Source organism: Phascolarctobacterium succinatutens (assembly GCF_023497905.1).
In the GTDB taxonomy this organism is placed as follows: Bacteria; Bacillota; Negativicutes; order Acidaminococcales; family Acidaminococcaceae; genus Phascolarctobacterium_A; species Phascolarctobacterium_A succinatutens.
Genome location: NZ_CP097284.1, coordinates 2,140,203 through 2,162,011 on the forward strand (window position 1 = coordinate 2,140,203; position 21,809 = coordinate 2,162,011).

Annotated in this window: 27 protein-coding genes and 1 riboswitch; of the genes, 4 read left to right on the forward strand and 23 right to left on the reverse strand. The window is 48.4% G+C overall.

The features are described 5' to 3' along the window. Position 1 precedes the first annotated feature (1 nt). From mnhG to M5E81_RS10340, 7 genes are all read right to left on the reverse strand, one after another. Positions 2-463, reverse strand: coding sequence for a monovalent cation/H(+) antiporter subunit G (gene mnhG, locus M5E81_RS10310; protein ID WP_009146417.1), 462 nt, complete (start codon positions 461-463; stop codon positions 2-4). Further along, the gene (locus M5E81_RS10315; RefSeq protein ID WP_021720122.1) at positions 460-723 is read right to left on the reverse strand and encodes an MrpF/PhaF family protein; all 264 of its coding nucleotides are present in this window, start codon (positions 721-723) and stop codon (positions 460-462) included. The genes mnhG and M5E81_RS10315 overlap by 4 nt, the downstream gene beginning before the upstream one ends. A gap of 2 nt (positions 724-725) precedes the next feature. Then, entirely contained in the window at positions 726-1,301 is a 576-nt protein-coding gene (locus tag M5E81_RS10320) for a Na+/H+ antiporter subunit E (protein WP_249747450.1), read from the reverse strand. Between the two features lie 264 nt (positions 1,302-1,565). Continuing rightward, on the reverse strand, positions 1,566-2,369 hold the full coding sequence (murI, locus tag M5E81_RS10325) for a glutamate racemase (RefSeq protein ID WP_009146414.1): 804 nt from the start codon (positions 2,367-2,369) through the stop codon (positions 1,566-1,568). Between the two features lie 139 nt (positions 2,370-2,508). Next, a complete protein-coding gene (locus tag M5E81_RS10330; protein WP_009146413.1) occupies positions 2,509-3,288 on the reverse strand; it encodes an SDR family NAD(P)-dependent oxidoreductase in 780 nt (259 codons plus the stop codon). Beyond that, positions 3,281-4,843 carry a sensor histidine kinase gene (locus tag M5E81_RS10335; RefSeq protein WP_249747451.1) on the reverse strand — a complete coding sequence of 521 codons (1,563 nt, stop codon included), beginning with the start codon at positions 4,841-4,843 and terminating at the stop codon, positions 3,281-3,283. Before M5E81_RS10335 ends, M5E81_RS10330 begins: the two co-directional genes overlap by 8 nt. Next, the gene (locus M5E81_RS10340) at positions 4,836-5,534 is read right to left on the reverse strand and encodes a response regulator transcription factor (protein WP_009146411.1); all 699 of its coding nucleotides are present in this window, start codon (positions 5,532-5,534) and stop codon (positions 4,836-4,838) included. Before M5E81_RS10340 ends, M5E81_RS10335 begins: the two co-directional genes overlap by 8 nt. Before the next feature lie 230 nt (positions 5,535-5,764). Here M5E81_RS10340 and M5E81_RS10345 point away from each other — a divergent pair, with 230 nt between their 5' ends. Beyond that, on the forward strand, positions 5,765-6,352 hold the full coding sequence (locus M5E81_RS10345) for a DUF3106 domain-containing protein (RefSeq protein WP_249747452.1): 588 nt from the start codon (positions 5,765-5,767) through the stop codon (positions 6,350-6,352). A 415-nt stretch (positions 6,353-6,767) separates the two neighbouring features. After that, the gene (locus M5E81_RS10350) at positions 6,768-7,355 is read left to right on the forward strand and encodes a TetR/AcrR family transcriptional regulator (RefSeq protein ID WP_249747453.1); all 588 of its coding nucleotides are present in this window, start codon (positions 6,768-6,770) and stop codon (positions 7,353-7,355) included. A gap of 84 nt (positions 7,356-7,439) precedes the next feature. On the opposite strand, the gene M5E81_RS10355 is transcribed toward M5E81_RS10350, so the two are convergent. From M5E81_RS10355 to M5E81_RS10430, 16 genes are all read right to left on the reverse strand, one after another. Then, positions 7,440-8,108, reverse strand: a complete 669-nt coding sequence (locus tag M5E81_RS10355) for an energy-coupling factor transporter transmembrane component T (RefSeq protein WP_009146408.1) — start codon at positions 8,106-8,108, stop codon at positions 7,440-7,442. Then, positions 8,105-8,911: an energy-coupling factor ABC transporter ATP-binding protein gene (locus M5E81_RS10360; RefSeq protein ID WP_249747454.1), complete on the reverse strand. Its 807-nt coding sequence runs from the start codon at positions 8,909-8,911 to the stop codon at positions 8,105-8,107. The genes M5E81_RS10355 and M5E81_RS10360 overlap by 4 nt, the downstream gene beginning before the upstream one ends. Beyond that, positions 8,911-9,780 (reverse strand): energy-coupling factor ABC transporter ATP-binding protein, encoded by an 870-nt coding sequence (locus tag M5E81_RS10365; protein WP_009146406.1) that lies wholly within the window; start codon positions 9,778-9,780, stop codon positions 8,911-8,913. The genes M5E81_RS10360 and M5E81_RS10365 overlap by 1 nt, the downstream gene beginning before the upstream one ends. Next, positions 9,780-10,355, reverse strand: coding sequence for a tryptophan transporter (locus M5E81_RS10370; RefSeq protein WP_009146405.1), 576 nt, complete (start codon positions 10,353-10,355; stop codon positions 9,780-9,782). The genes M5E81_RS10365 and M5E81_RS10370 overlap by 1 nt, the downstream gene beginning before the upstream one ends. Before the next feature lie 202 nt (positions 10,356-10,557). Continuing rightward, positions 10,558-10,920: a type II toxin-antitoxin system HicB family antitoxin gene (locus tag M5E81_RS10375; RefSeq protein ID WP_009146404.1), complete on the reverse strand. Its 363-nt coding sequence runs from the start codon at positions 10,918-10,920 to the stop codon at positions 10,558-10,560. Continuing rightward, a complete protein-coding gene (locus M5E81_RS10380) occupies positions 10,917-11,159 on the reverse strand; it encodes a type II toxin-antitoxin system HicA family toxin (protein WP_009146403.1) in 243 nt (80 codons plus the stop codon). The genes M5E81_RS10375 and M5E81_RS10380 overlap by 4 nt, the downstream gene beginning before the upstream one ends. 179 nt (positions 11,160-11,338) lie before the next feature. Next, complete coding sequence (gene hisIE, locus M5E81_RS10385; RefSeq protein WP_249747455.1) at positions 11,339-11,971, reverse strand: bifunctional phosphoribosyl-AMP cyclohydrolase/phosphoribosyl-ATP diphosphatase HisIE; 633 nt, start codon at positions 11,969-11,971, stop codon at positions 11,339-11,341. Then, on the reverse strand, positions 11,971-12,729 hold the full coding sequence (gene hisF, locus M5E81_RS10390) for an imidazole glycerol phosphate synthase subunit HisF (RefSeq protein ID WP_021719142.1): 759 nt from the start codon (positions 12,727-12,729) through the stop codon (positions 11,971-11,973). Before hisF ends, hisIE begins: the two co-directional genes overlap by 1 nt. A gap of 1 nt (position 12,730) precedes the next feature. Beyond that, entirely contained in the window at positions 12,731-13,465 is a 735-nt protein-coding gene (gene hisA, locus M5E81_RS10395; protein WP_249747456.1) for a 1-(5-phosphoribosyl)-5-[(5-phosphoribosylamino)methylideneamino]imidazole-4-carboxamide isomerase, read from the reverse strand. Positions 13,466-13,475: 10 nt separating this feature from the next. Then, positions 13,476-14,081, reverse strand: coding sequence for an imidazole glycerol phosphate synthase subunit HisH (gene hisH / locus M5E81_RS10400; RefSeq protein ID WP_009146399.1), 606 nt, complete (start codon positions 14,079-14,081; stop codon positions 13,476-13,478). Positions 14,082-14,140: 59 nt separating this feature from the next. Further along, positions 14,141-14,725, reverse strand: coding sequence for an imidazoleglycerol-phosphate dehydratase HisB (gene hisB / locus M5E81_RS10405; RefSeq protein ID WP_249747457.1), 585 nt, complete (start codon positions 14,723-14,725; stop codon positions 14,141-14,143). Continuing rightward, positions 14,722-15,918 (reverse strand): pyridoxal phosphate-dependent aminotransferase, encoded by a 1,197-nt coding sequence (locus M5E81_RS10410; RefSeq protein ID WP_249747458.1) that lies wholly within the window; start codon positions 15,916-15,918, stop codon positions 14,722-14,724. The genes hisB and M5E81_RS10410 overlap by 4 nt, the downstream gene beginning before the upstream one ends. Before the next feature lie 11 nt (positions 15,919-15,929). After that, positions 15,930-17,273 (reverse strand): histidinol dehydrogenase, encoded by a 1,344-nt coding sequence (gene hisD / locus M5E81_RS10415; RefSeq protein WP_249747459.1) that lies wholly within the window; start codon positions 17,271-17,273, stop codon positions 15,930-15,932. 1 nt (position 17,274) lies between these two features. Further along, positions 17,275-17,925, reverse strand: a complete 651-nt coding sequence (gene hisG / locus M5E81_RS10420; protein WP_249747460.1) for an ATP phosphoribosyltransferase — start codon at positions 17,923-17,925, stop codon at positions 17,275-17,277. 62 nt (positions 17,926-17,987) lie between these two features. Continuing rightward, positions 17,988-19,157 (reverse strand): ATP phosphoribosyltransferase regulatory subunit, encoded by a 1,170-nt coding sequence (gene hisZ, locus M5E81_RS10425; protein ID WP_009146394.1) that lies wholly within the window; start codon positions 19,155-19,157, stop codon positions 17,988-17,990. After that, entirely contained in the window at positions 19,150-19,455 is a 306-nt protein-coding gene (locus M5E81_RS10430) for a YerC/YecD family TrpR-related protein (RefSeq protein WP_009146393.1), read from the reverse strand. Before M5E81_RS10430 ends, hisZ begins: the two co-directional genes overlap by 8 nt. A gap of 309 nt (positions 19,456-19,764) precedes the next feature. Further along, a riboswitch (SAM riboswitch) is annotated at positions 19,765-19,864 on the forward strand. A 190-nt stretch (positions 19,865-20,054) separates the two neighbouring features. On the opposite strand from M5E81_RS10430, the gene M5E81_RS10435 reads away from it, so the two are divergent. Continuing rightward, the gene (locus M5E81_RS10435) at positions 20,055-21,092 is read left to right on the forward strand and encodes a methionine ABC transporter ATP-binding protein (protein WP_009146392.1); all 1,038 of its coding nucleotides are present in this window, start codon (positions 20,055-20,057) and stop codon (positions 21,090-21,092) included. After that, entirely contained in the window at positions 21,082-21,741 is a 660-nt protein-coding gene (locus M5E81_RS10440; RefSeq protein WP_009146391.1) for a methionine ABC transporter permease, read from the forward strand. The genes M5E81_RS10435 and M5E81_RS10440 overlap by 11 nt, the downstream gene beginning before the upstream one ends. The last annotated feature ends 68 nt before the right edge of the window (positions 21,742-21,809 follow it).

Genomic DNA, 21,809 nt, shown 5'->3' on the forward strand with positions numbered 1-21,809 from the left:
TTTATTTATCTCCTTTCTTCTTAAGATATTTATGTACCTGATTACGATTTGTTTTTGCAGGCTTCTTGCGGATATGACCGACAGGCTCGTCAGCACTGTGGTCAGCTTTTTCCAGACCGACAAGCTTTTTAGCTCCCTTGCTTTGCAGTGTCCAGACAGGGTGCCCGGATTTATAGGCTGCCTTGCTCAGAATATGCGAGCCGATCGGATTCGCCATAAAAACAAGTAAAAATACAAAAGCCATCTTTGCCGCTGTCAGTGTAGGTCCTTCATAAATCATCAGACCGATAAAGGAAAGCGTACAGCCAAGAGTTTCACTGTTACCGGAGGCATGGATTCTGGAATAGAAGTCCGGCAGGCGCAGCATACCGATAGCTGAGCCGACGAAGAATACCAGACCGCTTAACAGGAACAGTGCAGCGATAACTTCACGCGGGGAGGTAAAACCGAATTGTTCAATCATATCCTTTTACCTCCTATAAATTTAGCTACAATCAGCGAGCCGATAAAGCCTAAAATTGCATAAGAAATCGCTATATCAACATACATATCCGGACGTTTGTCAATATAGCCGAAAAGCACCAATAATAGAATTGTATCGGCACCGATAACGCCCAAGGCGTTCATTCTGTCAAAAATTGTCGGTCCGTTAAACAAGCGTTGCAGCATCGTACCGATGATCAGAAGAATGGCTACCATCATAATATAAAATATAATCTGCATAATCATTCCTCACTCTCTACTACTGCAAAATCAAATTTTTCGCCATATAAATCGGCAACCTTTTTCTGCATGCCGCCGTCGAGCACGCCTGCGGCCGCACCAACGGTCAGTGCATGAATCTCATACACACCGTCGTCGGTAACATTCATTGTTACTGTACCCGGTGTCAGCGTAATTGAGTTCGCCAAAATAACAGATGCCATAGGATTATCGACTTTGAAGCGGAAGCGGACAACCTTAGGATCAATGTTCAGCTCCTGACCTGTAGTTGCCAGCAGCACATCAATATTGGCGAGCACCAGCTGCCACATCAGCCAGAAAAAGTACATAATCATTTTCGGAATCGAAAAACCGAAAACATAATACTTTTTACTGCCGTCCTTATTTGGGACCAGCAAAAGCGGGTATGTAACCCAAGTTGTCACCACAGCTGTGAGGATACCGTATACGACAAATTTTGTTTCTGTTCTGCCTGACAAAACCATCCAGAATGCAAACAGCACCAGAGCAAGACATGTCATATGCACCATAGGCGAGCCTACAATTTTTTTATCGTTCAATACTCCCTGCTTTTCCACAGCTACCACCTTTCTTTATATTATTTTTGAATATAATAGCATTTGCGTAACCAGTCATCAGTCAATACAGATGACATAGCTGCGAAAATATAAATACCGCTTTCACAGTATCATGAAACCGGCATTTAGTAACATAAATACCTATTAGGCAGCTCGCATAGCAAGCCACAAAAAAGCAATCCCTTTCTCGCTCTTAATTATTATAAATTAGACATTAACAAGAAAATTCCTGCTTCTTTTTCGAAAAGAATAAAAGTTATGCGATTAATTCTCTTTTAAATCGATTAAAGAAAAGTCGCAATCGTCGACAGGCAGCATTCTGCCTGCCAAGCGCTCAACTCTTGCCAGATCAGCTGTGCAGCAAACCTGCAGACGTCCCTTGCCTTCTGTACGCAGCAGACCTTCCTCCTTAAGTGCTGCGATAGCGTCGGCACTGGTGGCAGCCGCCGGGTCAAGCACCTTTACATTCGGTCCTAAATCTGCTTCTATTTGTTCTTTGATAAAAGGATAATGCGTACAGGACAAAATCACTGCTTCAACGCCAGCTTTTTTAAAAGGCTCGGTATACTCGGCAATAGCCTGCTGCAGCTCCGGGCTGTCAAAGCGCTCACCTTCAATTAACGGTACAAACTTGGGGCAGGCCACAGGATAAACCTGCGCTTGCGCATCAGCGGCAAGAATAGCCTTTTTGTGCAGTCCGCTGGCAATAGTAAACTGCGTTGCCAACACGCCGATTTTCTTATTCGGACTGGCCGCCAACAGCTGCTGCGCCCCCTTGGACATCCCGACAACCCCGAACGGATGCGTCCCCCGCAAACTGTCTACACCGAGCATCGTCAACGTATTGCAGGCTATAACTACCTGCTTAACGTTTTTGGCTGCCAGCCAATCGATTATTTCGCCTACAAAACCACGGATTTCTTGTTCACTGCGTGTGCCGTAAGGCGTACGTGCAGTATCACCCACATAAATAAAATCCTCGTACGGCAGCATCTGATGCAGGCATTTCAAAACCGACAGACCGCCGACTCCCGAATCAAGTACGCCAATGGGCTGCATTTTATCCATAAAAATACCCTCCCGTATTTTTTATACTTTAATACATTAATTATATCACTTATATTCGTTTGCGTATATAAAAAACAGGCAAAGAAAATTTCTTTACCTGTTTTTTGCCTGTTTTACCACAATTCAATATTTACAATATTTATCCGGCTGTCAGGCCGCCGTCAACAGTTACAATGCTGCCGGTCATAAAGCTGTTGGCAGGGGACGCCAGACTGCAGATTACGTGAGCAATCTCACCGGCTGCAGCAATCCGCTGCAACGGATAGGCTGCAGCCACATCTGCCAGTGTATAACCGCCGTTCGCATCAGCAAGCTGCTGCGCCAGCAGCGGCGTATCCACGTCTGCCGGGCAGACGCAATTCACGCGCACGCTCGGCGCCAAATCCAGCGCCAGTGCTCTAGTAAACGCCACCACTGCGCCTTTAGTAGCACAATAAAGCGCACAGCCGTAATTGCCGCTGACAGCAGCATCCGACGCAATATTCACCACGCTGCTTTTGCTGCGCAGATAAGGCAGGGCTGCCTGCATCAAAAACATCATGCCTTTAACGTTGACGTTCATCATCGCATCAAAATCTGCTTCCGTAAGCTGCTCCAGACGCTGCTCGCGATAAAAGCCGGCGCTGTTTACCAAAATATCCAGCTGCCAGTCAGGCTTGCCTTCCTGCTCGGCAATCTTTGCCACTGCAGCCTTGCATTCAGCCTGCTTCGTCACGTCACAGGAAATATACACTGCCTGCTTTCCTGTCTGCTCCTCCAGATAACGCAAAGCCTGCGCACCGCGTTCCACGGAGCGTCCCAAAATATATACCCGCGCACCATCCGTCAAAAAGCGCAGCGCCGCCGCCAGGCCAATGCCCGACGTACCGCCGCTGATAGCGACACAAAGTCCTTCACAGCCGTAATTCATCTTATTCATCCGTATACTCCTTTTCCTTCAGCTCGGGCGGCAAACCGATAATAATCGTTGTCCCCTCGCCCAGCTTGCTCTGCAGCTCCAGCTGCATATCATGGCGCTGGGCAATCTGCTTGGCGATTGCCAGTCCCAGACCGCTGCCGCTCTTATTATGCTCATTGCGCGCCTTATAAAAGCGGTCGAAGGCATGCGGAATATCCTCTTCCTTAATACCGCAGCCATGGTCAATAAGCTTCAGCCTGTTGCCTGCCAGCTCCAGCTTAATTTCACTGCCTTCGGGCGAAAACTTGATGCTGTTATGCAAAAAAATCATCAGCATCTGCCGCAAGCGTCCGTAATCACCGTTCAGCATGTAAATGTCCTTATCCGCACTGCCTGTAATCTGCAGCTTTTTATCAGCACCGAGCTGCCTGCCGCTGCGCACTGCATCATGTATAACATCGACAAGGTTCAACGGTGATTTTTCAATCGGGAAATCCGTATTCTGCAAACGCGACAAATCCAGCAGATCATTTATCAGTCGCTGCAAAAACAGGCTTTCCTTATACATCTGCTCATGGAATTCCTCAACGTCCGCCTTTTCCGTAACTACACCGTCACGCAAGGCCTCCAGACTGCCGCGGATAACCGTTACAGGCGTGCGCAGCTCATGCGAAATGTTGGCAATAAACTCGCGGCGCAGCTTTTCCAGCTTCTGGCTTTCGGCATCTGCCAGCTCCAGACGCTCCGCTAGAATATCCAGCGTACGCGCCAGCTCGCCAATTTCGTCATTTTGCTTAATGTTGGTGCGGGCGCTATAATCACGTTCCGCCAGACGCTCGGCAATTTTTTTCATTTTTTCTATCGTGCCGGTAAAGCGCCAGCTGAGCACTACCGAAAGCAACATGCCCAAAGCCATTGCCACCAGCAGACTGATAAGCAGAATACGCAGACCAGACCAGATAGCATCTTGCAATCCTGCTACCGGAGAATGCAGCAAAAGCACAGCCTTTACCTGTCCCTTGCTGTCATAAATCGGTCTGCCTACAGTCAGCATAATGCCATCCAGAACAGGATTATATTCTTCTATAATAAACTCTTTTCCGCTAAAGCCCTCTTCAACCTTTTCTCTGACCTGTGCAGGCAGTCTTTCATAGGCTTCCTTAGAAGTCTTAGGCGGTTCCTTCCAGGCAATCGGCGGCAGGGGACGCTTAAAAAGGCCAAAGCCGCTATGCTCATGATGCTTTTGTACCTCACGACGCTGACGCTGTACACTGTCCTTATTGATGCTCAGCTGACGATTGCTGTCCACCACCCAGACGATTTCCTGCGTCACATTATCCAGATAGCTGATAAATTTGCTGTTGGCAATACCATCACCGTGGCGGCTTTCCATGCGCTCCATATTATCGCTCAGCACTTCGGCAATTTTCTCCGCCCGCAGACGCATTTCCTTTTCCTTGATTTCAATTGTCTGCTGTTTGAAGAACTGGTAAAAAACGCCGCCGATAATCAGCGCAAAAACAAGCAAGACCGCTGAAAAGTACAACGTCAGATTTAAAGCAATTTTATTATTCATCCTTGTGTCCCTCAAAGCGGTAGCCTACGCCCCAGATAGTTTTGATTTCCCACAGAGGGTGCTCGTACTTATCCAGCTTAGCGCGCAGGCGCTTGATATGCGAATCGACAGTACGGCTGTCACCGAAATAGTCATAACCCCAGATACTGTCCAACAGATTATCACGGCTGAAAACCTTCGTAGAATTTTTCGCCAGCGTCCATAAAAGCTCGATTTCTTTTTTTGTAAGTGCCACATCTTCACCGTTAATCTGCACTGCATACTTTTCCAAATTAATGTACAGATTTGCGTAAGACAGAGTCTGAGCGTTCGCCGGCTCCTGCGCCCCCAGACGACGCAGTACCGCACGCACGCGGGCCATCACCTCCGGTGCGCTGAACGGCTTAATCACATAATCGTCCGCACCGATATCCAAACCCATAATCTTGTCGTAATCCTCACCACGCGCCGTAATCATAATAATAGGCACCATGGATTCCTTGCGCAGACGGCGGCAAACCTCAAAGCCATCTATCTCCGGCATCATAACATCCAGCAGCACGACAGCAATTTCATGCTCATACTGCAGATATTTATCCAGTGCCTCTGCTCCGTCCAGCGCAACAACCGGCTCAAAGCCTTCCTTTTTGGCATAACCGGATAAAATTGTCGTAATCTGTTTATTATCATCAGCGATAAGCATTTTCTTCATCGCCAAACCTCCTTAAGCTGCTTTTCTTTCATTATATTATATTTTAACGTCTATGTGTGTTAAAAGTATGACGCAAAAAAAGATATTTTTCAGCTCAAATTAAGACTAAAAACATAAAAAAGTCATAAAATGCCTGTACAATATAAGCAAAGTTAAGGAACAGCTAAAAGCCAAGCCTTAATCAAAGCAAAATTCCACTAAACGATTTAAAGATATAAGGAGTGATTCTGATGTTGAACATGAAAAAGATTCTCGTTACCGGTACAGTTTTAACAGCCTTCTGCACCAGCGCTTTTGCTGCCTCTGCAGATTGTCCGCCGCAGCCTTCTATGAGCGAGCGTGTAAATGCTATTCTGCACGAAAATGACGCATACCGTCCCTGCCCGCCGCCGGCTCACAGAATGCATCGCCAAGGTCCTAAGCTTACACCCGAACAGCGTGCCGAGCACCAGAAGCTGCGTGCGGAATGGAGAAGCATGACACCCGAACAGCGTGAAAAAGCTATAGAAAAAATGCGTAAAGATCGCAAGGAAGCTCACGAAAAATACGCCAAAGAAACCATGGCTAAGCTCACACCGGCTCAAAAGGCCGAAGTGCAGCAGTTCATTAAGGACGATATGGCGCAGCGCCAGGTACGCCACGAGCGTCTGCAGCATATGACTCCCGAGCAGCGCGAGGCTATAAGAGCCAACAGACCGCTGCCGCCGAAGCCTCCCAAACATCATAAAGGTGAATACCGTGGCTACAAACACCATAAGGAAGAATTCCATGGCTACAGACATCACAACGGCGAATTTCCCCAACCGCCTCAGCATTAACGCAAGACAAAAATAGTAAAAATTAATTACTCCTCTTTCCCTTCAATATAACTGTAAAAAGCTTCATCCCCTGGGAGCTTTTACAACATACTCTGTAGCTTGTGCGGAAACACAAGGTATACAGCTCAACCCTTTTTTCTACTCAATACTCATCAAAAGCAAAACCCCGCGGGCCATAAGACCGCGGGATTTTGTATTTTGCGCACAACGCAAAAAGCGTCCGTTTGCCGCCGGACGCCTTTTACGTTTTTTGATGAGTATGAGTATATTATGAAGCGAAGTCAAGTTCTTGACTAAACTCTATGTATATGATAATCTAATTTGGGTGAAAAATCTATCTACAAAAATCGAGATTCGTACTTTAATGAACACTTTTCATAAAATGTACATTATCGGGAGAGGAGCATTGCATACCATGTACAGAAGACAAAAAAAGACCAGACAGGCAATTATCGATGCCTTTGTCAAATTGCTTACCAAAACAAGCTATGAAAAAGTCAGCGTTAAGGATATCATCGATGCAGCCGATGTCGGCCGCAGCACCTTTTACAGCCACTTCGAAACCAAAGATGATCTGGCACGCCAAATCTGCTTTGAGCTTTTCGACCATATCTTCAGTCCGGTTATCCCTCCCTGCTCCACACATAATTTTTCCGAAATGCCGCAAAACACGGAAACTCGTATCACACACATCCTTTATCACCTGCGCGACAAACGCGAATACTACCTGGGCATCATCAATTACGATGACGGTACGCTGTTCTTAGGCTTCTTCCGCGATTACATGCTGCAGAACGTCAGCATCAAGATGAGCGGGTCCTACGACGAATACTCACAAAGAGTGCCGGAGGACTTCTTAATCAACAGCCTCACTAGCAGCTTTGTCGGCATGATTCGCTGGTGGCTCAAAAACAAAATGAATCCCGGTCCCGAGGTTGTCGCCGGTTATTATATGGCATTGATTAATCCTGCCATTGCCGAATTCCAGACCAAGGGAGAATAAAAATTGTTTACGCAACAAAAAAGAACTGCTAAAGCTTTGTACAGCAATACACTGCACAGAGCTTTCGCAGTTCTTTGTTTTTTATTAGAGATATTTAATCCACAGCGGATAAGTACTCAGCACTACTACCAAAAGAAGTACGAAAATATCGCCGAAGCGCAGCGGTGCCGGCGGCATATTCTTGTAGGTGTTACCGCCAAAGCCCTTCAGCTCCATGGAAAGTGCCAGTGTTTCCGATTTTGCTACCGCACGCATAACCAGCGGACGGATAACAACCAGATAAGCGAAGAAGCGCTTGAACATATTGCCACGGTTAGAATAGCCGCGACAGCTTTGTGCATCCAGCGTAATACCGCTATCGGTCAGAAAGTTAGGCACAAAGCGCAGCGCCGTAGTCAGCATGAAGGCATATTCGCAGGGCATATGAAAACGGTCTACCAAAGCCTTGGCAATGTCCTGAATTCGGCTCGCTGCCAACAGGCACAAAAACGCCATCGTCATAACCAGCATACGCAGGCCGCCGGTAAGCGATACATCAAGCGGAGAGCCGAAAAGCAGCTGCAGTAAAATCATCATACCGGTGAAAACTGCCAGACCGCCGATAGCAGCCATCGTCATTCTGTCATGCTTAATGTATAACAGCAGCGCCAGCTCCAAAACAAGAATCGTGGCTACCGCTTCTACCGGCAGAATGAACACCCAGGCAGTAACCGCCAGAGTAACTATAATCTGTGTAAAGGCTGTCAGCTTCATCTGCTTCCCTCCTTACAAATAATTTGCTTGCAAAATTCTTCGGCAGTTGCGGCCTCAATTCCCAAGGATGCAGCCAGAGCTGCTACCGTAGGACGGCACAGACCCCAGCGCTCTACCGGTTGGCTGCCGTCAAACAGCTTCACCGGCGTACCGTCGTAAACCAGCTTGCCGTAATGCAATACAATTGCACGCTTAGCGTAACGACGTACAATATCCATATCATGCGAAATCAGTACAATCGTAATACCGCGCTTTTCATTGATTGCCTGCAGGTAGCTCATCATAGCTTCCTTTTCCAACGCATCCTGGCCATTGGTAATTTCGTCCAGAATCAGCGTGCGCGGATTAAGTGCCAGTGCCGCCGCAACGCCAAGGCGTCGCTTCTGACCGAAGGACAGAAGGCGTGGATATTCACCCTTCAGCTCTGTCAGGCCCATAGCCTCCAACGCTTCGTTTACCTGACGCTCTATAGTTGCTTCCGTCAGCTTTTTGGCACGCGGGCCATAAGCAACCTCGTCAAATACAGTATCCTCTAAAATCTGCAGGTCCGGGTTTTGGAATACGTAACCGATTTTATCGGCCAAATCTGCCGGCTCACGCTTAACGATATCCTCGCCGTCAACAAAAACCTGACCGCTGCGCGGATGGCACAGTGCCATAAACAGACGGCTCAAGGTTGTTTTACCGCTGCCGTTATGTCCCAACAACGCCACAAATTCTCCGTCCTCTATCTTGCAATCCATATCCTTGATTACAGGCTGTCCACGCATATAAGCGAAATTGACATCCTTTGCTTCTAACATCAGTCAGCTCTCCCTTCTGCCGCAACAATCCCATAGGTGCGAAAATCAGCCAGCGCATCCTCTTCGCTGCGCCAATCGCCCAAATCCACGCCGAGCTTTTCTTCCAGGCCCAGCTTAATCTGCCACAGTGACGGCAGCAGCGGACGTAATGCAGGATTTTCGTACATTTTAGGAGCAGCAGCCTCAAAGGCATCAGCCGCCACCAGCTCGCCCTCGTTCAGTACAATCATATCCGTTACGTAAGGCAGCACATAATCCACGCGATGTTCAACGGCAATAATCGTTGTACCGTACTGCTTATGGATTTTGTCTACCAGCTTATACAGGGAACGTGCACCGTCCGGATCCATTGCAGATACAGGCTCATCCAGCACAATAATCTCCGGATGCACGGCAAGCGTTGCTGCCAAAAGCAGACGCTGACGCTGACCACCGCTGAGCTCGTCCAGCTGATAGCTTTCGCGCCCCGGCAGGCCTACATCCTCGAGCGCCTGTCTGGTGCGTTCTTTAACCTCATGCGGCGCAAATCCGTGGTTAAGCAGGCTGAAGGCAATTTCCTCGCCGGCAGTCAATGAAACCAGCTGGCTTTCGTAGTCTTCCATAATAAAGCCCACACGCATGGCAATATCGCTGACGCGCTTGCCCTTAGTGCTTTCGCCGTTAATTTTAACATCGCCGCTGTAGCGTCCGCCCATGTAATAGGGGACGATACCGGTCATAGCCTTGCACAGCGTTGTCTTACCGGCACCGCTAGGTCCGGTGATAACGGTGAAGCTGCCTTTTTTTATTTCAAAGTTGATATCCCGCAGCACCAGATCCGATTTTTTATAGGCAAAGTAAAAATTCTCTACGTTGATTACGCTTTCCATTATTTTTCATCCTCCTGAAAGTAAAACAGCTTCCGCACGGGAGCGTACAGGAAGAAGGTTATCAAACCGTTAAGCAGGCCTACAATCGCAACAACCGGCAGCATAGCGTAAATCCATACGTGCAGCGGCAAGCCTAAAATAAGCTTCAGGATAAAAGTAAACAGACCGCCGCTGGTCATCGTAGCAACAAAGCCGGTGATAAACGGACGCAGCTTCCATTCGCTGATACCGATTTTAACCATAGCCTCAACCAAAAGGCAGCAGACAGTCGCACCGGCCAGCTCGCTGGCAACATTGCCCAGCGGGAAAGCCGATTTAGAGGACGGTACCAGTGTCAGGCCAGCGATAAAACCGATACCGATAGCCTGAGACAGCTTGGGACGCGTCAGATTGATAACAATAGAGTACATAGCAATTGTCCAGTTAGGCGTTACACCGCCGACGTTAGGACTTACAGTGTGCAGAATAATACCGATTGCCAGCAGCATCGCCGTAATTGCGACCCAGCGGTAGCCATCCTGCATTGGCTCAACCTCTATCAGCTGCGGCACAGGTTTATTATTTCTTTCATCCATGAGTAATTACACCTCTCCCTAAAATAGTGCCAGAAAATAATATGTTATCATTATACTATATTTAAATGCTTTTGTAATGCTTTAGCGAAAAAAAGTATCTCAGGTTATAGCAGGAAAAGAAAATTGTTACAAAAGTAATAAAAAATCTGCCACGCTTTCGCACAGCAGATTTCTATTTTTGATGAGTTACGCTCAATCTTATCTATTTGGCATTAAGAGCATCATTACGAGTAAGCAGATACACACAATACTGATTCATACTGATACCTTCCTGCTTAGCATGCTGACTCAAAAGCTTATGCAAAGCCTTGGGCACACGAAGTTTAAACTGACCGGAATATTTATCCTTTTTCTCAGGCAGAGGAATTCCCATTTCATTTTCCAAGGCAGCTTCCAGCCATGTACGCTTAGCATCAACTGCATTTGCCGCTGCCTCTTCAATAGTATCCCCCATAGTAATACAGCCGGGAAGCTCAGGAAAATAAGCAACATAACCGCCTTCATCTTCATCAGGTTCAAACTCAAGGCGATAATTCAACTTCATGTAATCTTCTAAAGTTTTCATTTTTCTTCCTCGCTTTCCACAATATTTTTAACTAACTTAATATACACCTTTTTGATCGGTTTATGCTTAGGAATAGTAATAACAGCTCTGCCCTTTTTACGAAACGAAAAATGGCTGCTGCCACTTTGCGGAGATTGCATTTCATAGCCATAGCTTTCCAATATTTTCTGCAATTCCTCAAACCGCATATCATGTGATAATTTTTTCAGCTTGTACAGTAGCTTTTCCCATTGTGACATAGCTTCTTTCTATCTCCATTATACTTGGTGTCATATGTGGTGTCAATAAAAAAGGCATCTGCCGAAAGCTCGACAGATGCCACTGACTCACACAGTCAGGCACGATCTTTTCTCTAAGTGAAAATAATCATGCAACTGTTTATAGTCTACCATACATATTTGGTTTTGTAAAATTTTCCTTACGCTCTCTTGCCCCCAAGCTCACGCAGCAGCTCCTCCGGCGTAATGTTGTGATAAGCCAAAAGCACCAGGCAGTGATACCACAAATCTGCCATTTCGTGCAGCACCTTATCCTTCTCGCCGTTCTTGGACGCGATAATCGTTTCCGTAATCTCGTTGCCCAGCTTTTGCAGCAGCTTATCCTGACTGCCGCTCATAAGGAACTTCATCTCTGCATCATCAGCCTGAGGCTTGTACAAAATCATACGGTACAACTCGCTGATAACCTTCGGCAGCCCTTCTACCTCAGGCACCGGCAGATTGGACGTATGCCACAGCGCATTATGGAAGCAGGAATATTCGCCTGTATGGCAAGCTACTCCCTGCTGCTCTACCTTTACGAGCAATGCATCACCGTCACAGTCATAGAACAGCTCTACAACCTTCTGCAGATTACCGCTTGTTGCGCCCTTGTTCCACAGCTCCTGACGGCTGCGGCTCCAGAACCAGGTATAACCTGTTTCCAATGTTTTGAGCAATGACTCCTCATTCATATACGCCAGCATAACAACATCGTTCGTGCGTACATCTACAACAACAGCAGGCACAAGACCTCTGCTGTCAAATTTGATTTTAGAAATATCGATCTGCATTATAACCTCACCTCTATACCTCGAGAACGCAGATACTCCTTCACCTGCTTAATGGTGAAGGTTTTATAGTGAAAAACAGAGGCCGCCAGCACAGCGTCAGCGCCACCTTCTGTCAGCACATCATAGAAATCCTCCAGCTTGCCTGCACCGCCGCTGGCGATAACAGGCACATTTACGGCACTGCTTACGGCCTTCGTCAGAGCAATGTCATAGCCGTTTTTCGTGCCGTCGGCATCCATGCTTGTCAGCAGGATTTCTCCGGCACCGAGCGCTACGCCTTTTTTTGCCCATTCCACGGCATCAAGTCCCGTCGGCTTACGCCCGCCCTGCACATAAACCTCCCACTTGTTCTCACCGCATTTACGTGCATCAATTGCGAGAACAATGCACTGGTTACCAAACAGTTTGGCACCGTCGGCAATCAGCTGCGGATTTTTTACCGCTGCGGAATTGAGCGAGGTTTTATCAGCACCGGCACGCAGAGCATTTTTGATATCCTCCACGCTGCTGATGCCGCCGCCGACTGTCAGCGGCATAAAAACCTTGGCCGCAGTTCTGCTGATAACATCCAGCATCGCCTTGCGCTCCTCAAAGGTCGCAGTAATATCAAGGAAAACAAGCTCATCAGCACCCTCGGCATCATAAGCCGCCGCACGTTCCACCGGGTCACCGGCATCACGCAGACCGACAAAGTTCGTGCCCTTAACAACACGTCCTTCCTTAACATCAAGACAAGGAATAATTCTCTTCGTAAGCATCTTATTCCTCCTTTGCCGCAGCAATTTTTAAAGCGTCCGGCAGATTAACGGCACCGGTATAAATTGCCTTACCGATAATGCAGCCTGCTACGCCATCCTTTTCGTATTTTTTTACGTTGCGGATATCATCGAGCGAAGCTACACCGCCGCTGGCAATAATCGGTACGCCACAGGCACGCGCCAACGCCGCCGTCGCTTCGGCATTTACGCCGCTGAGCATACCGTCACGGCTGATATCGGTAAAGATAATCGTTGCCACACCATATTCTGCCATGCGCTTGGCCAGCTCGGTTGCGACAACGCCGCTTCCTTCGCCCCAGCCTTCGATAGCTACATCGCCGTTCTTCGCATCAATGCCGACAGCGATATGTCCGGGATATTTGGCGCAGGCCTCTTTGACAAGCTCAGGATTCTTTACGGCAGCGCTGCCCAAAATCAGGCGCTCCACACCCAGCTCCAAAAGCTTTTCTACTGCCTGCAGATTGCGAATACCGCCGCCAAGCTCGACAGGAATTTTTACAGTTTTAAGAATGCGTTCAATCACAGGCAGGTTTTTGCCCTCGCCCGCCAGCGCACCGTCAAGATCAACAAGATGCAGCCATTCGGCACCGCAGGCCGCCCACTTGGCAGCCATCTCCGCCGGGTCATCGGCAAAAACAGTTTCTGCATCAAAGTGTCCCTCCGTCAGACGCACGCAGCGTCCGCCACGGATATCTATTGCAGGATATATAATCATAATTTTCCCCTCATAATTCAACAAAATTTTTCAGCAGGCGCATGCCGACTCTGCTCGACTTTTCCGGATGGAACTGAAAGGCCTGAACATTACCGCGTCCCACGGAAGCAGTAACCTCCATGCCATAGTCGCAGACCGAGGTAATAATGCTTCTGTCCTCTGGCTCTGCATGGAAGCTGTGCACAAAGTAAACGTATTCACCCTCCGCACCCTCTAAAAGCGGTGAAGGACTGCGCAGCTCCAGCTTATTCCAGCCCATATGCGGAATCTTCAGCTCGGTATCAAGCAGGCGCACCTTGCCTTTGAAGAAGCCCAGGCCCTTAACGCCCGGCGCTTCGTCGCTGCCCTCAAACAAAAGCTGCATGCCCAGGCAAATTCCCAGAAAAGGCTTGCCGCTGTGCAGGCTTTCCGTAATCACGGGAATCAGGCCCGACTTTTCCAGGTTAGCCATACAATCGCCAAAAGCACCCACGCCCGGGAGCAGAATCTTTTCAGCCTGCGCAATCACAGACGCATCGCTTGTCACCACAGGCTCCGCACCGATAGAACGCAGTGCGTTCTGCACGCTGTAAAGATTGCCCATGCCATAATCTATAATCGTTATTTTTTTACTCATATATTTTCCCTCATGCTAACTCAAAACATGTGTGAAGCAACGGTGCTTTATAACACGCATTAAAGTGTCCCCTTGCTGCTCATAACACCATGCACACGGCTGTCAAAGGCTACTGCCTCGGCCAACGCTCTGGCAAAACCTTTGAAAATCGCTTCGATGATGTGATGCGTATTCTTGCCGTAAAGCACGCGGATATGCAGCGCGAGGCCTGCCTGCATTGCCAAAGCGCGGAAAAATTCCTCCGTCATCTCGGCATCGTAAATGCCAAGCTGTACCTTAGGAATATCCGCGTCAAAAACAAGATACGGACGGCCGCTGAAATCCAGACACACCTGTACCAGCGCTTCATCCATCGGCAAAAAGCAGTTGCCGTAACGGTGAATGCCTGCCTTATCGCCCACAGCCTCCTTCAGCGCCTGGCCTAAAACAATACCGCAGTCCTCTACCGTATGATGGCTGTCAACATCTAAGTCGCCCACAGCATGCACCACCAGATCACTGAAGCTGTGCTTCGCCAAAAGCGTCAGCATATGGTCAAAAAAGCCGATGCCTGTATTTATTTCGCAGCTGCCGCTGCCATCAAGGCACCATTCGGCGCTGATGCCTGTTTCCAGTGTTTTTCTTTCTACATTACCGCTTCTCATGCTTTTACCTCCGCACACAGCTCGGTGATTTTAGCAATAATCTGCTTGTTTTCTTCAGGCAAGCCGATAGTGATACGCAAGCATCCCTGCAGCACCGGATGCGTGCTGAAATCACGCACCAGAATACTGTTGGCCAAAAGATATTTAAAGATCAGCTTGCCTCCTGCCGCCTGCTCCGGCAATCTTTCGCTAAATTTCGCCGCATAAGCCTTGGCAAGCTGCTGCATCAGTTCCCCCTCCGCACGGAAGGTAACAAAATTAGTTGCCGTCGGCCATACCTTAAAGCCTAAGGTTTTCAGACAATCTGCAAATTTATCGCGTTCCTCGCGGATGGTTTTGATGCGTTCTTTATACAATTCCTTGTTTTCGTAAACTGTTTTAGCGGCCATCAGCGTAAAGGCATTTACATGATACGGCAGCAGCGCCTTGCCCAGCTGACGCACCAGCCCCAGCGCACCCACTGCATAACCGCAGCGCAGACCTGCCAGCCCATAGGCCTTGGAAAAGGTGCGGAAAACCATCAGATTGCTGTAGCGTCCGACTAAGCTCAAAGTAGAGCCTGCTACCAGCCACAGCTTGTGCATCGGACGCAAATCATTCGGTGCCAGCTCCTTGCCATCGGCAAATTCCATGTAAGCCTCATCCATAATAACAGGGCAATCTACATTAGCAATAATTTTTTCCATAGCTGCCAGGCTGTTATAGTTGCCTGTAGGATTGTTCGGATTGCAGACAATCAACAGTGAAGGCTGCTGCTCCTTACAAAAGCTGATAACGCTGTCAGCATCAACAAAGCCTTCGGCTGTCAGCGGATAGCGCACCTCCTCGCTGTCGGAAAGGGCAGCGTATTCGCCGTACATAGAAAATGACGGCCAGGGTACGGCAATCTTTTTGCCGGGCCCGCCAAAAACATAACAGGCCTTTTCCAACAACTCGCTGGAACCGTTGCCGATTTTTACACAGTCAATATCTACATCCAGCTCTTTGGCAATCACTTCGCACAGGTTTTCCGATTTAATTGGCGGATAACGGTTAAACGGGAAGCGTGCGGTGCGCTGGGTAATCTTTTCCGCAATCTCCTGCGGCAGCTTGTAATTACTTTCGTTGGCGTTAACAATAATATCCGCCGCCACGCTTTCTACGGCATATTCTTCCATCGCCTCAATACTTTGGCGAACAGTAAAGCTACTCATCTTCTGCCTCCTTATTTACCCACACGTTTACGGATAGCGTTTGCATGAGCCTGCAGTCCCTCTGCTTCAGCCAAGGTAATAATATCGTCGGCAGCGGCCATAAGTGCCGGAGCAGTGTAGGCAATAATGCTAGTTTTCTTCATAAAGGTTTCTACGTTCAGTACGGAATAGAATTTCGCCGTACCGCCTGTCGGCAGAACGTGGTTCGGTCCTGCATAGTAATCGCCCAGCGGTTCCGGTGAATAAGCACCCAGGAACATTGCGCCGGCATTACGGATATACGGCATAATTTCGAACGGTGCCTTAGTCATGATTTCCAAGTGCTCCGGTGCGGAAAGGTTAGCCATTTCGATAACGGTAGGCATATCCTTGGCAAGGATGATCTTACCTGCCTGCTGCAGAGAGGTACCGGCGATTTCCTTACGCGGCAGCTGTGCCAGCTGCACTTCGATTTCCTCGCCCACAGCGTTGGCCACACGCTCGCTGTCGGTAATCAGAATGGCGCAGGCCAGCGGATCATGCTCTGCCTGGCTCAGAAGGTCTGCTGCCAGATAAGTCGGGTTAGCGCTGTCATCTGCTACAATCAAAATTTCGCTCGGACCGGCAAGCATATCAATATCAACGTGACCGATAACGGCTTTTTTCGCCAAGGTTACAAAGATATTGCCGGGGCCGGTGATTTTTTCTACCTTCGGTACGGTTGCGGTGCCAAAGGCCAGTGCAGCAATTGCCTGTGCGCCGCCCATTTTATAAATTTCGGTAACACCGATTAATTTTGCCGTTACCAGCACATTCGGATTAACCTTGCCGTCCTTTCCGGGCGGTACGGCCATCACAATGCGGGGAACGCCGGCCACCTTTGCCGGGCAGGCATTCATCATTACAGACGAAGGATAAGCAGCAGTGCCGCCGGGAACATAAATACCGACGGAATCAACCGGGGTAACCTTTTGCCCCAGCAGTGAACCGTAAGGACGGTTCGTAAGCCAGGTTTTCGGCATCTGCTCTTCATGGAACTTCATAACATTGGCAATGGCACGCTCCAAAGCAGCCTTTACTTCCGGTTTGACAATAGCTTCCGCTTCCGCAAATTCTTCCTCGGTTACGCGGATATTTTCCGGTGTCAGCTCTACGCGGTCAATCAGCTTAGTATAGTAAAAAAGGCTTTCGTCACCGTTTTTACGCACATCAGCAACAATCTGATCAACAACCTGTGCTGCCGTCATGTGTCTGCCGAACATAGCGTCCGTGCCTGCCTGAATGCGCGGCGATAATTCCACCTCGTCAAAAGCTTTCTTCTTCATTAAAGCAGCAATCTCTGCTGCGCTCATCTTTCTTGCGTCTGTAACCTGCATTTTATTTATCCTCCTCATTTAAAACAATACGTAAATCCTCAACCAGCTTGTGCAAGCGCGCAAATTTCAGCTTAAAGCTGGCGCGGTTGGCAATCAGTCTGGCAGTAGCGGTAAAAATAGAATCAACCTCCGCCAGTTTATTTTCTTTCAGGGTGCGCCCTGTTTCTACTATATCTACAATCATTTCACTCAGGCCTACGATAGGTCCAAGCTCAGTCGAGCCGTTGAGCTTCACAATTTCTGTCTGAATTCCCAGCTTATTGAAATAAGCCTTGGCGCAGTTCGGATACTTCGTTGCTACCCTCAGGTGAGCATAATCCGTCAGCTTGGCGCGTCGCTTGGCCTCCGGCACCGCCATCATCAGACGGCAGCGGCCAAAGCCCAAATCCAGAAGCTCCACCACGTCTTTATCCTGCTCCAGCAGTACATCCTTGCCGATGATACCGATATCTGCCGCACCGTATTCAACATACGTCGGTACATCAACGGTTTTGGCAATAATAAAGCGTACCTTGGTTTCCTCGTTGCTGATTACCAGCTTGCGTGAATCCTCGGTAACGTTTTCGGCGCTGTAGCCTACCTTCGCCAGCAGGCGTACAGACTTATCGAACAGCTTGCCCTTCGGCAATGCTATAGTAATGTATTCGTCCATAAAAATACCCCTCTATATTTCCCAGCTATAAGCTTAATGTGTATACTATCTTTTCTTTAAGCTTATTCTACATATACTAACGATTTACAGCCATATTCCTTTACAGCAAGCGCTGCTCCCTGCAGGTCCGCAGCCTCGGTCAGCAGCTTCACGCTGCGACCTTCGCGGCGCAATGCTGTCGCTTTGGCAATCGCCTCCGGCAGCTTGCCTTCGCTCCAGGTTACCAGCACGTCCCAGGTGCGGTTATTGGTAGCAACACCGTTGCGCTCCAAAGCCAGCAGTACGCGGTCCACGCCAACGGCAAAGCCTGTTGCCGGGCACTCCAGACCGAAGCGCTGCATCATCTTATCGTAGCGTCCGCCGCCTGCCACCGGATAACCCATTTCCGGCAGATACACTTCAAAAAGCATGCCCGTGTAATAGTCAAGCGAACGATATAAGCCAAGATCAAAGCTCAAATAGCCTGCTGCACCGTAAGCATCCACCAGCTTGTAGATTTTGCGCAAATCATTCAGCGCGCCTTGGCACTTAGCGTTAGTTACTATTGCAGCAACCTTGTCCAAAAGCTCTATGCCGCCCTGCAGGAAGAGGAAATCGGCAAAAAGCTGCTTGATTTCCGGACGGATATTTTCCATCGCATCTGCCATCTGCTGCATGCCCACAGCATCATGACGGCGCAGGTAATCCTTCAGCTGCTGCAGCTGAGCAGCATCAAAGCCCGCTTCCTCCGCCAGGCCGTTGATAAAATCAACGTGGCCCAGGCTGATAGCGAACTTCTGCAAGCCTGCAGCCTGCAATGCTTCGGCTGCCAGCACGATAACCTCGGCATCGGCAGCGGCACCGCTGGCACCCAGCATTTCTACACCGGCCTGCTCGAATTCGCATTGGCGTCCCGCCTGAATTTCTTCATAACGGTAAAGATTTGCCAGATAGCAAAGACGTTTAATCTTTTCGCCGCCCTGCAGGCGTGTCGCTGTCAGACGGGCAATCGGTGCCGTCATATCATTGCGCAGCGCCAGCAGATTATTGCTGCGGTCAAAAAAACGGAAGTCCCCTTTGCTACCTGCGGCGCCAAAAGTATCAACATATTCGAAATCAGGTGTTTTTACCTCATCATAGCCCCATTTGTCAAAAACGTTGATAATCGCATTTTCAATTCCGCGGCGTGTCTTCATCTCTCCCGGCAGAATATCCTTGGTTCCGTAGGGAACCTGATACACCTTATTAGTCATCTTTTTTCTTCCCCTCTTTTATAACTTGCATGACAGAATTATAACCGTCAGCGCCGTAAACAAGACAACGTTTAACGCGTGAAATCGTCGCGGTGCTGGCACCGGTTTTCTCTACGATAGTTTCGTAAATACAGCCTTCATCCAGCATGCGCGCTACCTCCAGGCGCTGTGCCATTGCCTTCAGCTCGCTGATAGTACAGATATCCTCAAAAAATTTATAGCATTGCTCCTCATCCTTTAAGCTGAGAATCGCTTTGAATAACTGGTCTGTTAAATGATCATGAATATTTGCTGCCATTTTTTAGTTTCCTCCTGTGCGTTACGTGCATATAACGATAGTACTTTAACTCACTAACTTGTAAAAATACTTTAATACTTTATCTTGTGAAAGTCAAGAAAAATTTACAAAAAATCTTTTTTCCGCAGGTTTTGTAAAAAATTTCGCATTTCGCTTTACAATTACCTAGTATTTTGATATAATTTGAGCAATTCCTGAAATCCATTGGACGCAGCTTTACAGCTTTACAGTTTTTTCGTAAATTTTACGCAAAACTGTTGACAATATCCTAAAATAGATGTATGATTATTTCATTCAAACTTAACAGAGATTTCATCAAGAGTAGCTGAGGGACTGGCCCGATGAAGCTACGGCAACCACACATCAGTGAACGGTGCCAATTCCAACGGATAATTCCGGCAGATGAAGATTACAGATGCAACGTATCCTTCGCCGTGCCGGTGAAGGATTTTTTTACGCCGGCCGTCAATTCCGACAGCAGACGTACACCGGAGAATGCGACTCTCAAGCAGCATCCGCTGACTTCTATTGGAAAATAATCTCTCACACTCAAATAAGGACTGCTGAAACTTGCAGTCACATTAGAAAGGAACACAAGAATGATAGAACTAGTTAATGTAGAAAAAACCTACTACAGCAAGGCCGGCGACATCCATGCTCTGCACAAAACAAGCCTGAGCATCAAGGCCGGCGAAATTTTCGGTATCATCGGTCTTTCCGGTGCCGGCAAATCCACCTTGGTGCGCTGCATCAACATGCTGGAAAAACCTACCGCAGGCCAGGTATTCGTTGACGGCCAGGAGCTGACCGCCATGAGCGAAGCACAGCTGCGTAAAGCACGTCAAAGCATCGGCATGATCTTCCAGCACTTCAACCTGCTGGCAAGCCGTACTGTTTATGATAACATCGCTTTTCCGCTGGAGATCCAAGGTCTGAGCAAGAGCGAAATCGACAAGCGCGTACGTCCGCTGCTGGAGCTGGTACAGCTGGAAAGCCGTGCCAACTATTATCCCAGCCAATTATCCGGCGGCCAGAAGCAGCGTGTAGGCATTGCCCGCGCTCTGGCAAGCAATCCTAAGGTACTGCTGTGCGACGAAGCAACCAGCGCCCTCGACCCGCAGACCACCAAATCTATTCTGCATCTGCTGCAGGACATCAACAAAAAGATGAACCTGACCATCGTGCTGATTACGCACCAGATGGAGGTTGTAAAAACCATCTGTGACCGCGTTGCTGTTATCGAAAGCGGCGACATCATTGAAGAAGGCCCGATGATTGACGTTTTCACCAATCCGCAGCATCCCACTACCAAGGAATTTACCAAGAGCGTTATCAACGCCGAGCTGCCTGATATCGTTAAACAGATGAAATTAAGCGATACCTATACAGAAGGCAGCAAGCTGCTGGTGCGTATCTCCTTCATCGGCGACAGTGCCAGCGAGCCTATTATTTCCGGCATGGTAAAACATTTTGATGTTGACGTAAGCATTATTTCCGGTAATACCGACCAGCTGAAGGATGTCCTCTTCGGCACCCTGCTGATTGAGATTTCCGGTAACCGCGAGCGCATTAAAAATGCATTGGAATATCTGCATCAGCAGCATCTGAAAACGGAGGTAATTGGCTATGAGTCCTGATATGATTGACCTTTTAATAAAATCCTTTTGGGAAACCTGCTACATGGTTTTCGCTTCTACCGCACTTTCCACTTTAATCGGCATTCCGCTGGGCGTAATTCTTACCGTAACCCGCAAGGACCACATTCTGCCGAACCAACCGCTTAACACTATTCTGGGCGCGATTGTCAACGCAACGCGTTCCACTCCTTTCATTATATTAATGGTAGCAATTATTCCGCTGACACGTATGATTGTCGGCTCTTCCATCGGTACTACCGCAGCAATCGTGCCGCTGACTATTTCCGCAGCACCGTTCATTGCACGTATCATTGAATCTTCTCTGCTGGAAATTAACCCCGGCATTATCGAAGCAGCACAGGCTATGGGTGCAAGCCCGATGCAGATTATCACTAAGGTACTGCTTCCCGAAGCAATGCATTCTATCGTACTGGGTGTAACGCTTGCCATCATCAGCTTAATTGGCTATTCCGCAATGGCCGGCACCTTAGGCGGCGGCGGTCTTGGTGACCTGGCAATTCGCTACGGCTACCAGCGCTTCCAGATGGATGTTATGATTGCCACCGTTGTCGTGCTCATCGTCATGGTACAGGCAATGCAGTCCTTAGGCGACTACGCATCTAAAAAATTAAACAAAAACAAACTGTAATCTACAAGCCAAATGAGGGTTTACAACGATGAAGCGAGTTTCATCGACGTAATAAAGAAAAAGCCGCT

Excerpts from the sequence above, each read along its gene's own strand:
- mnhG (WP_009146417.1), bottom strand. The coding sequence starts at position 463 with ATGATTGAACAATTCGGTTTTACCTCCCCGCGTGAAGTTATCGCTGCA.
- M5E81_RS10315 (WP_021720122.1), bottom strand. The coding sequence starts at position 723 with ATGCAGATTATATTTTATATTATGATGGTAGCCATTCTTCTGATCATC.
- murI (WP_009146414.1), bottom strand. The coding sequence starts at position 2,369 with ATGGATAAAATGCAGCCCATTGGCGTACTTGATTCGGGAGTCGGCGGT.
- M5E81_RS10330 (WP_009146413.1), bottom strand. The coding sequence starts at position 3,288 with ATGAATAAGATGAATTACGGCTGTGAAGGACTTTGTGTCGCTATCAGC.
- M5E81_RS10335 (WP_249747451.1), bottom strand. The coding sequence starts at position 4,843 with ATGAATAATAAAATTGCTTTAAATCTGACGTTGTACTTTTCAGCGGTC.
- M5E81_RS10340 (WP_009146411.1), bottom strand. The coding sequence starts at position 5,534 with ATGAAGAAAATGCTTATCGCTGATGATAATAAACAGATTACGACAATT.
- M5E81_RS10345 (WP_249747452.1), top strand. The coding sequence starts at position 5,765 with ATGTTGAACATGAAAAAGATTCTCGTTACCGGTACAGTTTTAACAGCC.
- M5E81_RS10350 (WP_249747453.1), top strand. The coding sequence starts at position 6,768 with ATGTACAGAAGACAAAAAAAGACCAGACAGGCAATTATCGATGCCTTT.
- M5E81_RS10355 (WP_009146408.1), bottom strand. The coding sequence starts at position 8,108 with ATGAAGCTGACAGCCTTTACACAGATTATAGTTACTCTGGCGGTTACT.
- M5E81_RS10360 (WP_249747454.1), bottom strand. The coding sequence starts at position 8,911 with ATGTTAGAAGCAAAGGATGTCAATTTCGCTTATATGCGTGGACAGCCT.
- M5E81_RS10365 (WP_009146406.1), bottom strand. The coding sequence starts at position 9,780 with ATGGAAAGCGTAATCAACGTAGAGAATTTTTACTTTGCCTATAAAAAA.
- M5E81_RS10370 (WP_009146405.1), bottom strand. The coding sequence starts at position 10,355 with ATGGATGAAAGAAATAATAAACCTGTGCCGCAGCTGATAGAGGTTGAG.
- M5E81_RS10375 (WP_009146404.1), bottom strand. The coding sequence starts at position 10,920 with ATGAAAACTTTAGAAGATTACATGAAGTTGAATTATCGCCTTGAGTTT.
- M5E81_RS10380 (WP_009146403.1), bottom strand. The coding sequence starts at position 11,159 with ATGTCACAATGGGAAAAGCTACTGTACAAGCTGAAAAAATTATCACAT.
- hisIE (WP_249747455.1), bottom strand. The coding sequence starts at position 11,971 with ATGCAGATCGATATTTCTAAAATCAAATTTGACAGCAGAGGTCTTGTG.
- hisF (WP_021719142.1), bottom strand. The coding sequence starts at position 12,729 with ATGCTTACGAAGAGAATTATTCCTTGTCTTGATGTTAAGGAAGGACGT.
- hisA (WP_249747456.1), bottom strand. The coding sequence starts at position 13,465 with ATGATTATATATCCTGCAATAGATATCCGTGGCGGACGCTGCGTGCGT.
- hisH (WP_009146399.1), bottom strand. The coding sequence starts at position 14,081 with ATGAGTAAAAAAATAACGATTATAGATTATGGCATGGGCAATCTTTAC.
- hisB (WP_249747457.1), bottom strand. The coding sequence starts at position 14,725 with ATGAGAAGCGGTAATGTAGAAAGAAAAACACTGGAAACAGGCATCAGC.
- M5E81_RS10410 (WP_249747458.1), bottom strand. The coding sequence starts at position 15,918 with ATGAGTAGCTTTACTGTTCGCCAAAGTATTGAGGCGATGGAAGAATAT.
- hisD (WP_249747459.1), bottom strand. The coding sequence starts at position 17,273 with ATGCAGGTTACAGACGCAAGAAAGATGAGCGCAGCAGAGATTGCTGCT.
- hisG (WP_249747460.1), bottom strand. The coding sequence starts at position 17,925 with ATGGACGAATACATTACTATAGCATTGCCGAAGGGCAAGCTGTTCGAT.
- hisZ (WP_009146394.1), bottom strand. The coding sequence starts at position 19,157 with ATGACTAATAAGGTGTATCAGGTTCCCTACGGAACCAAGGATATTCTG.
- M5E81_RS10430 (WP_009146393.1), bottom strand. The coding sequence starts at position 19,455 with ATGGCAGCAAATATTCATGATCATTTAACAGACCAGTTATTCAAAGCG.
- M5E81_RS10435 (WP_009146392.1), top strand. The coding sequence starts at position 20,055 with ATGATAGAACTAGTTAATGTAGAAAAAACCTACTACAGCAAGGCCGGC.
- M5E81_RS10440 (WP_009146391.1), top strand. The coding sequence starts at position 21,082 with ATGAGTCCTGATATGATTGACCTTTTAATAAAATCCTTTTGGGAAACC.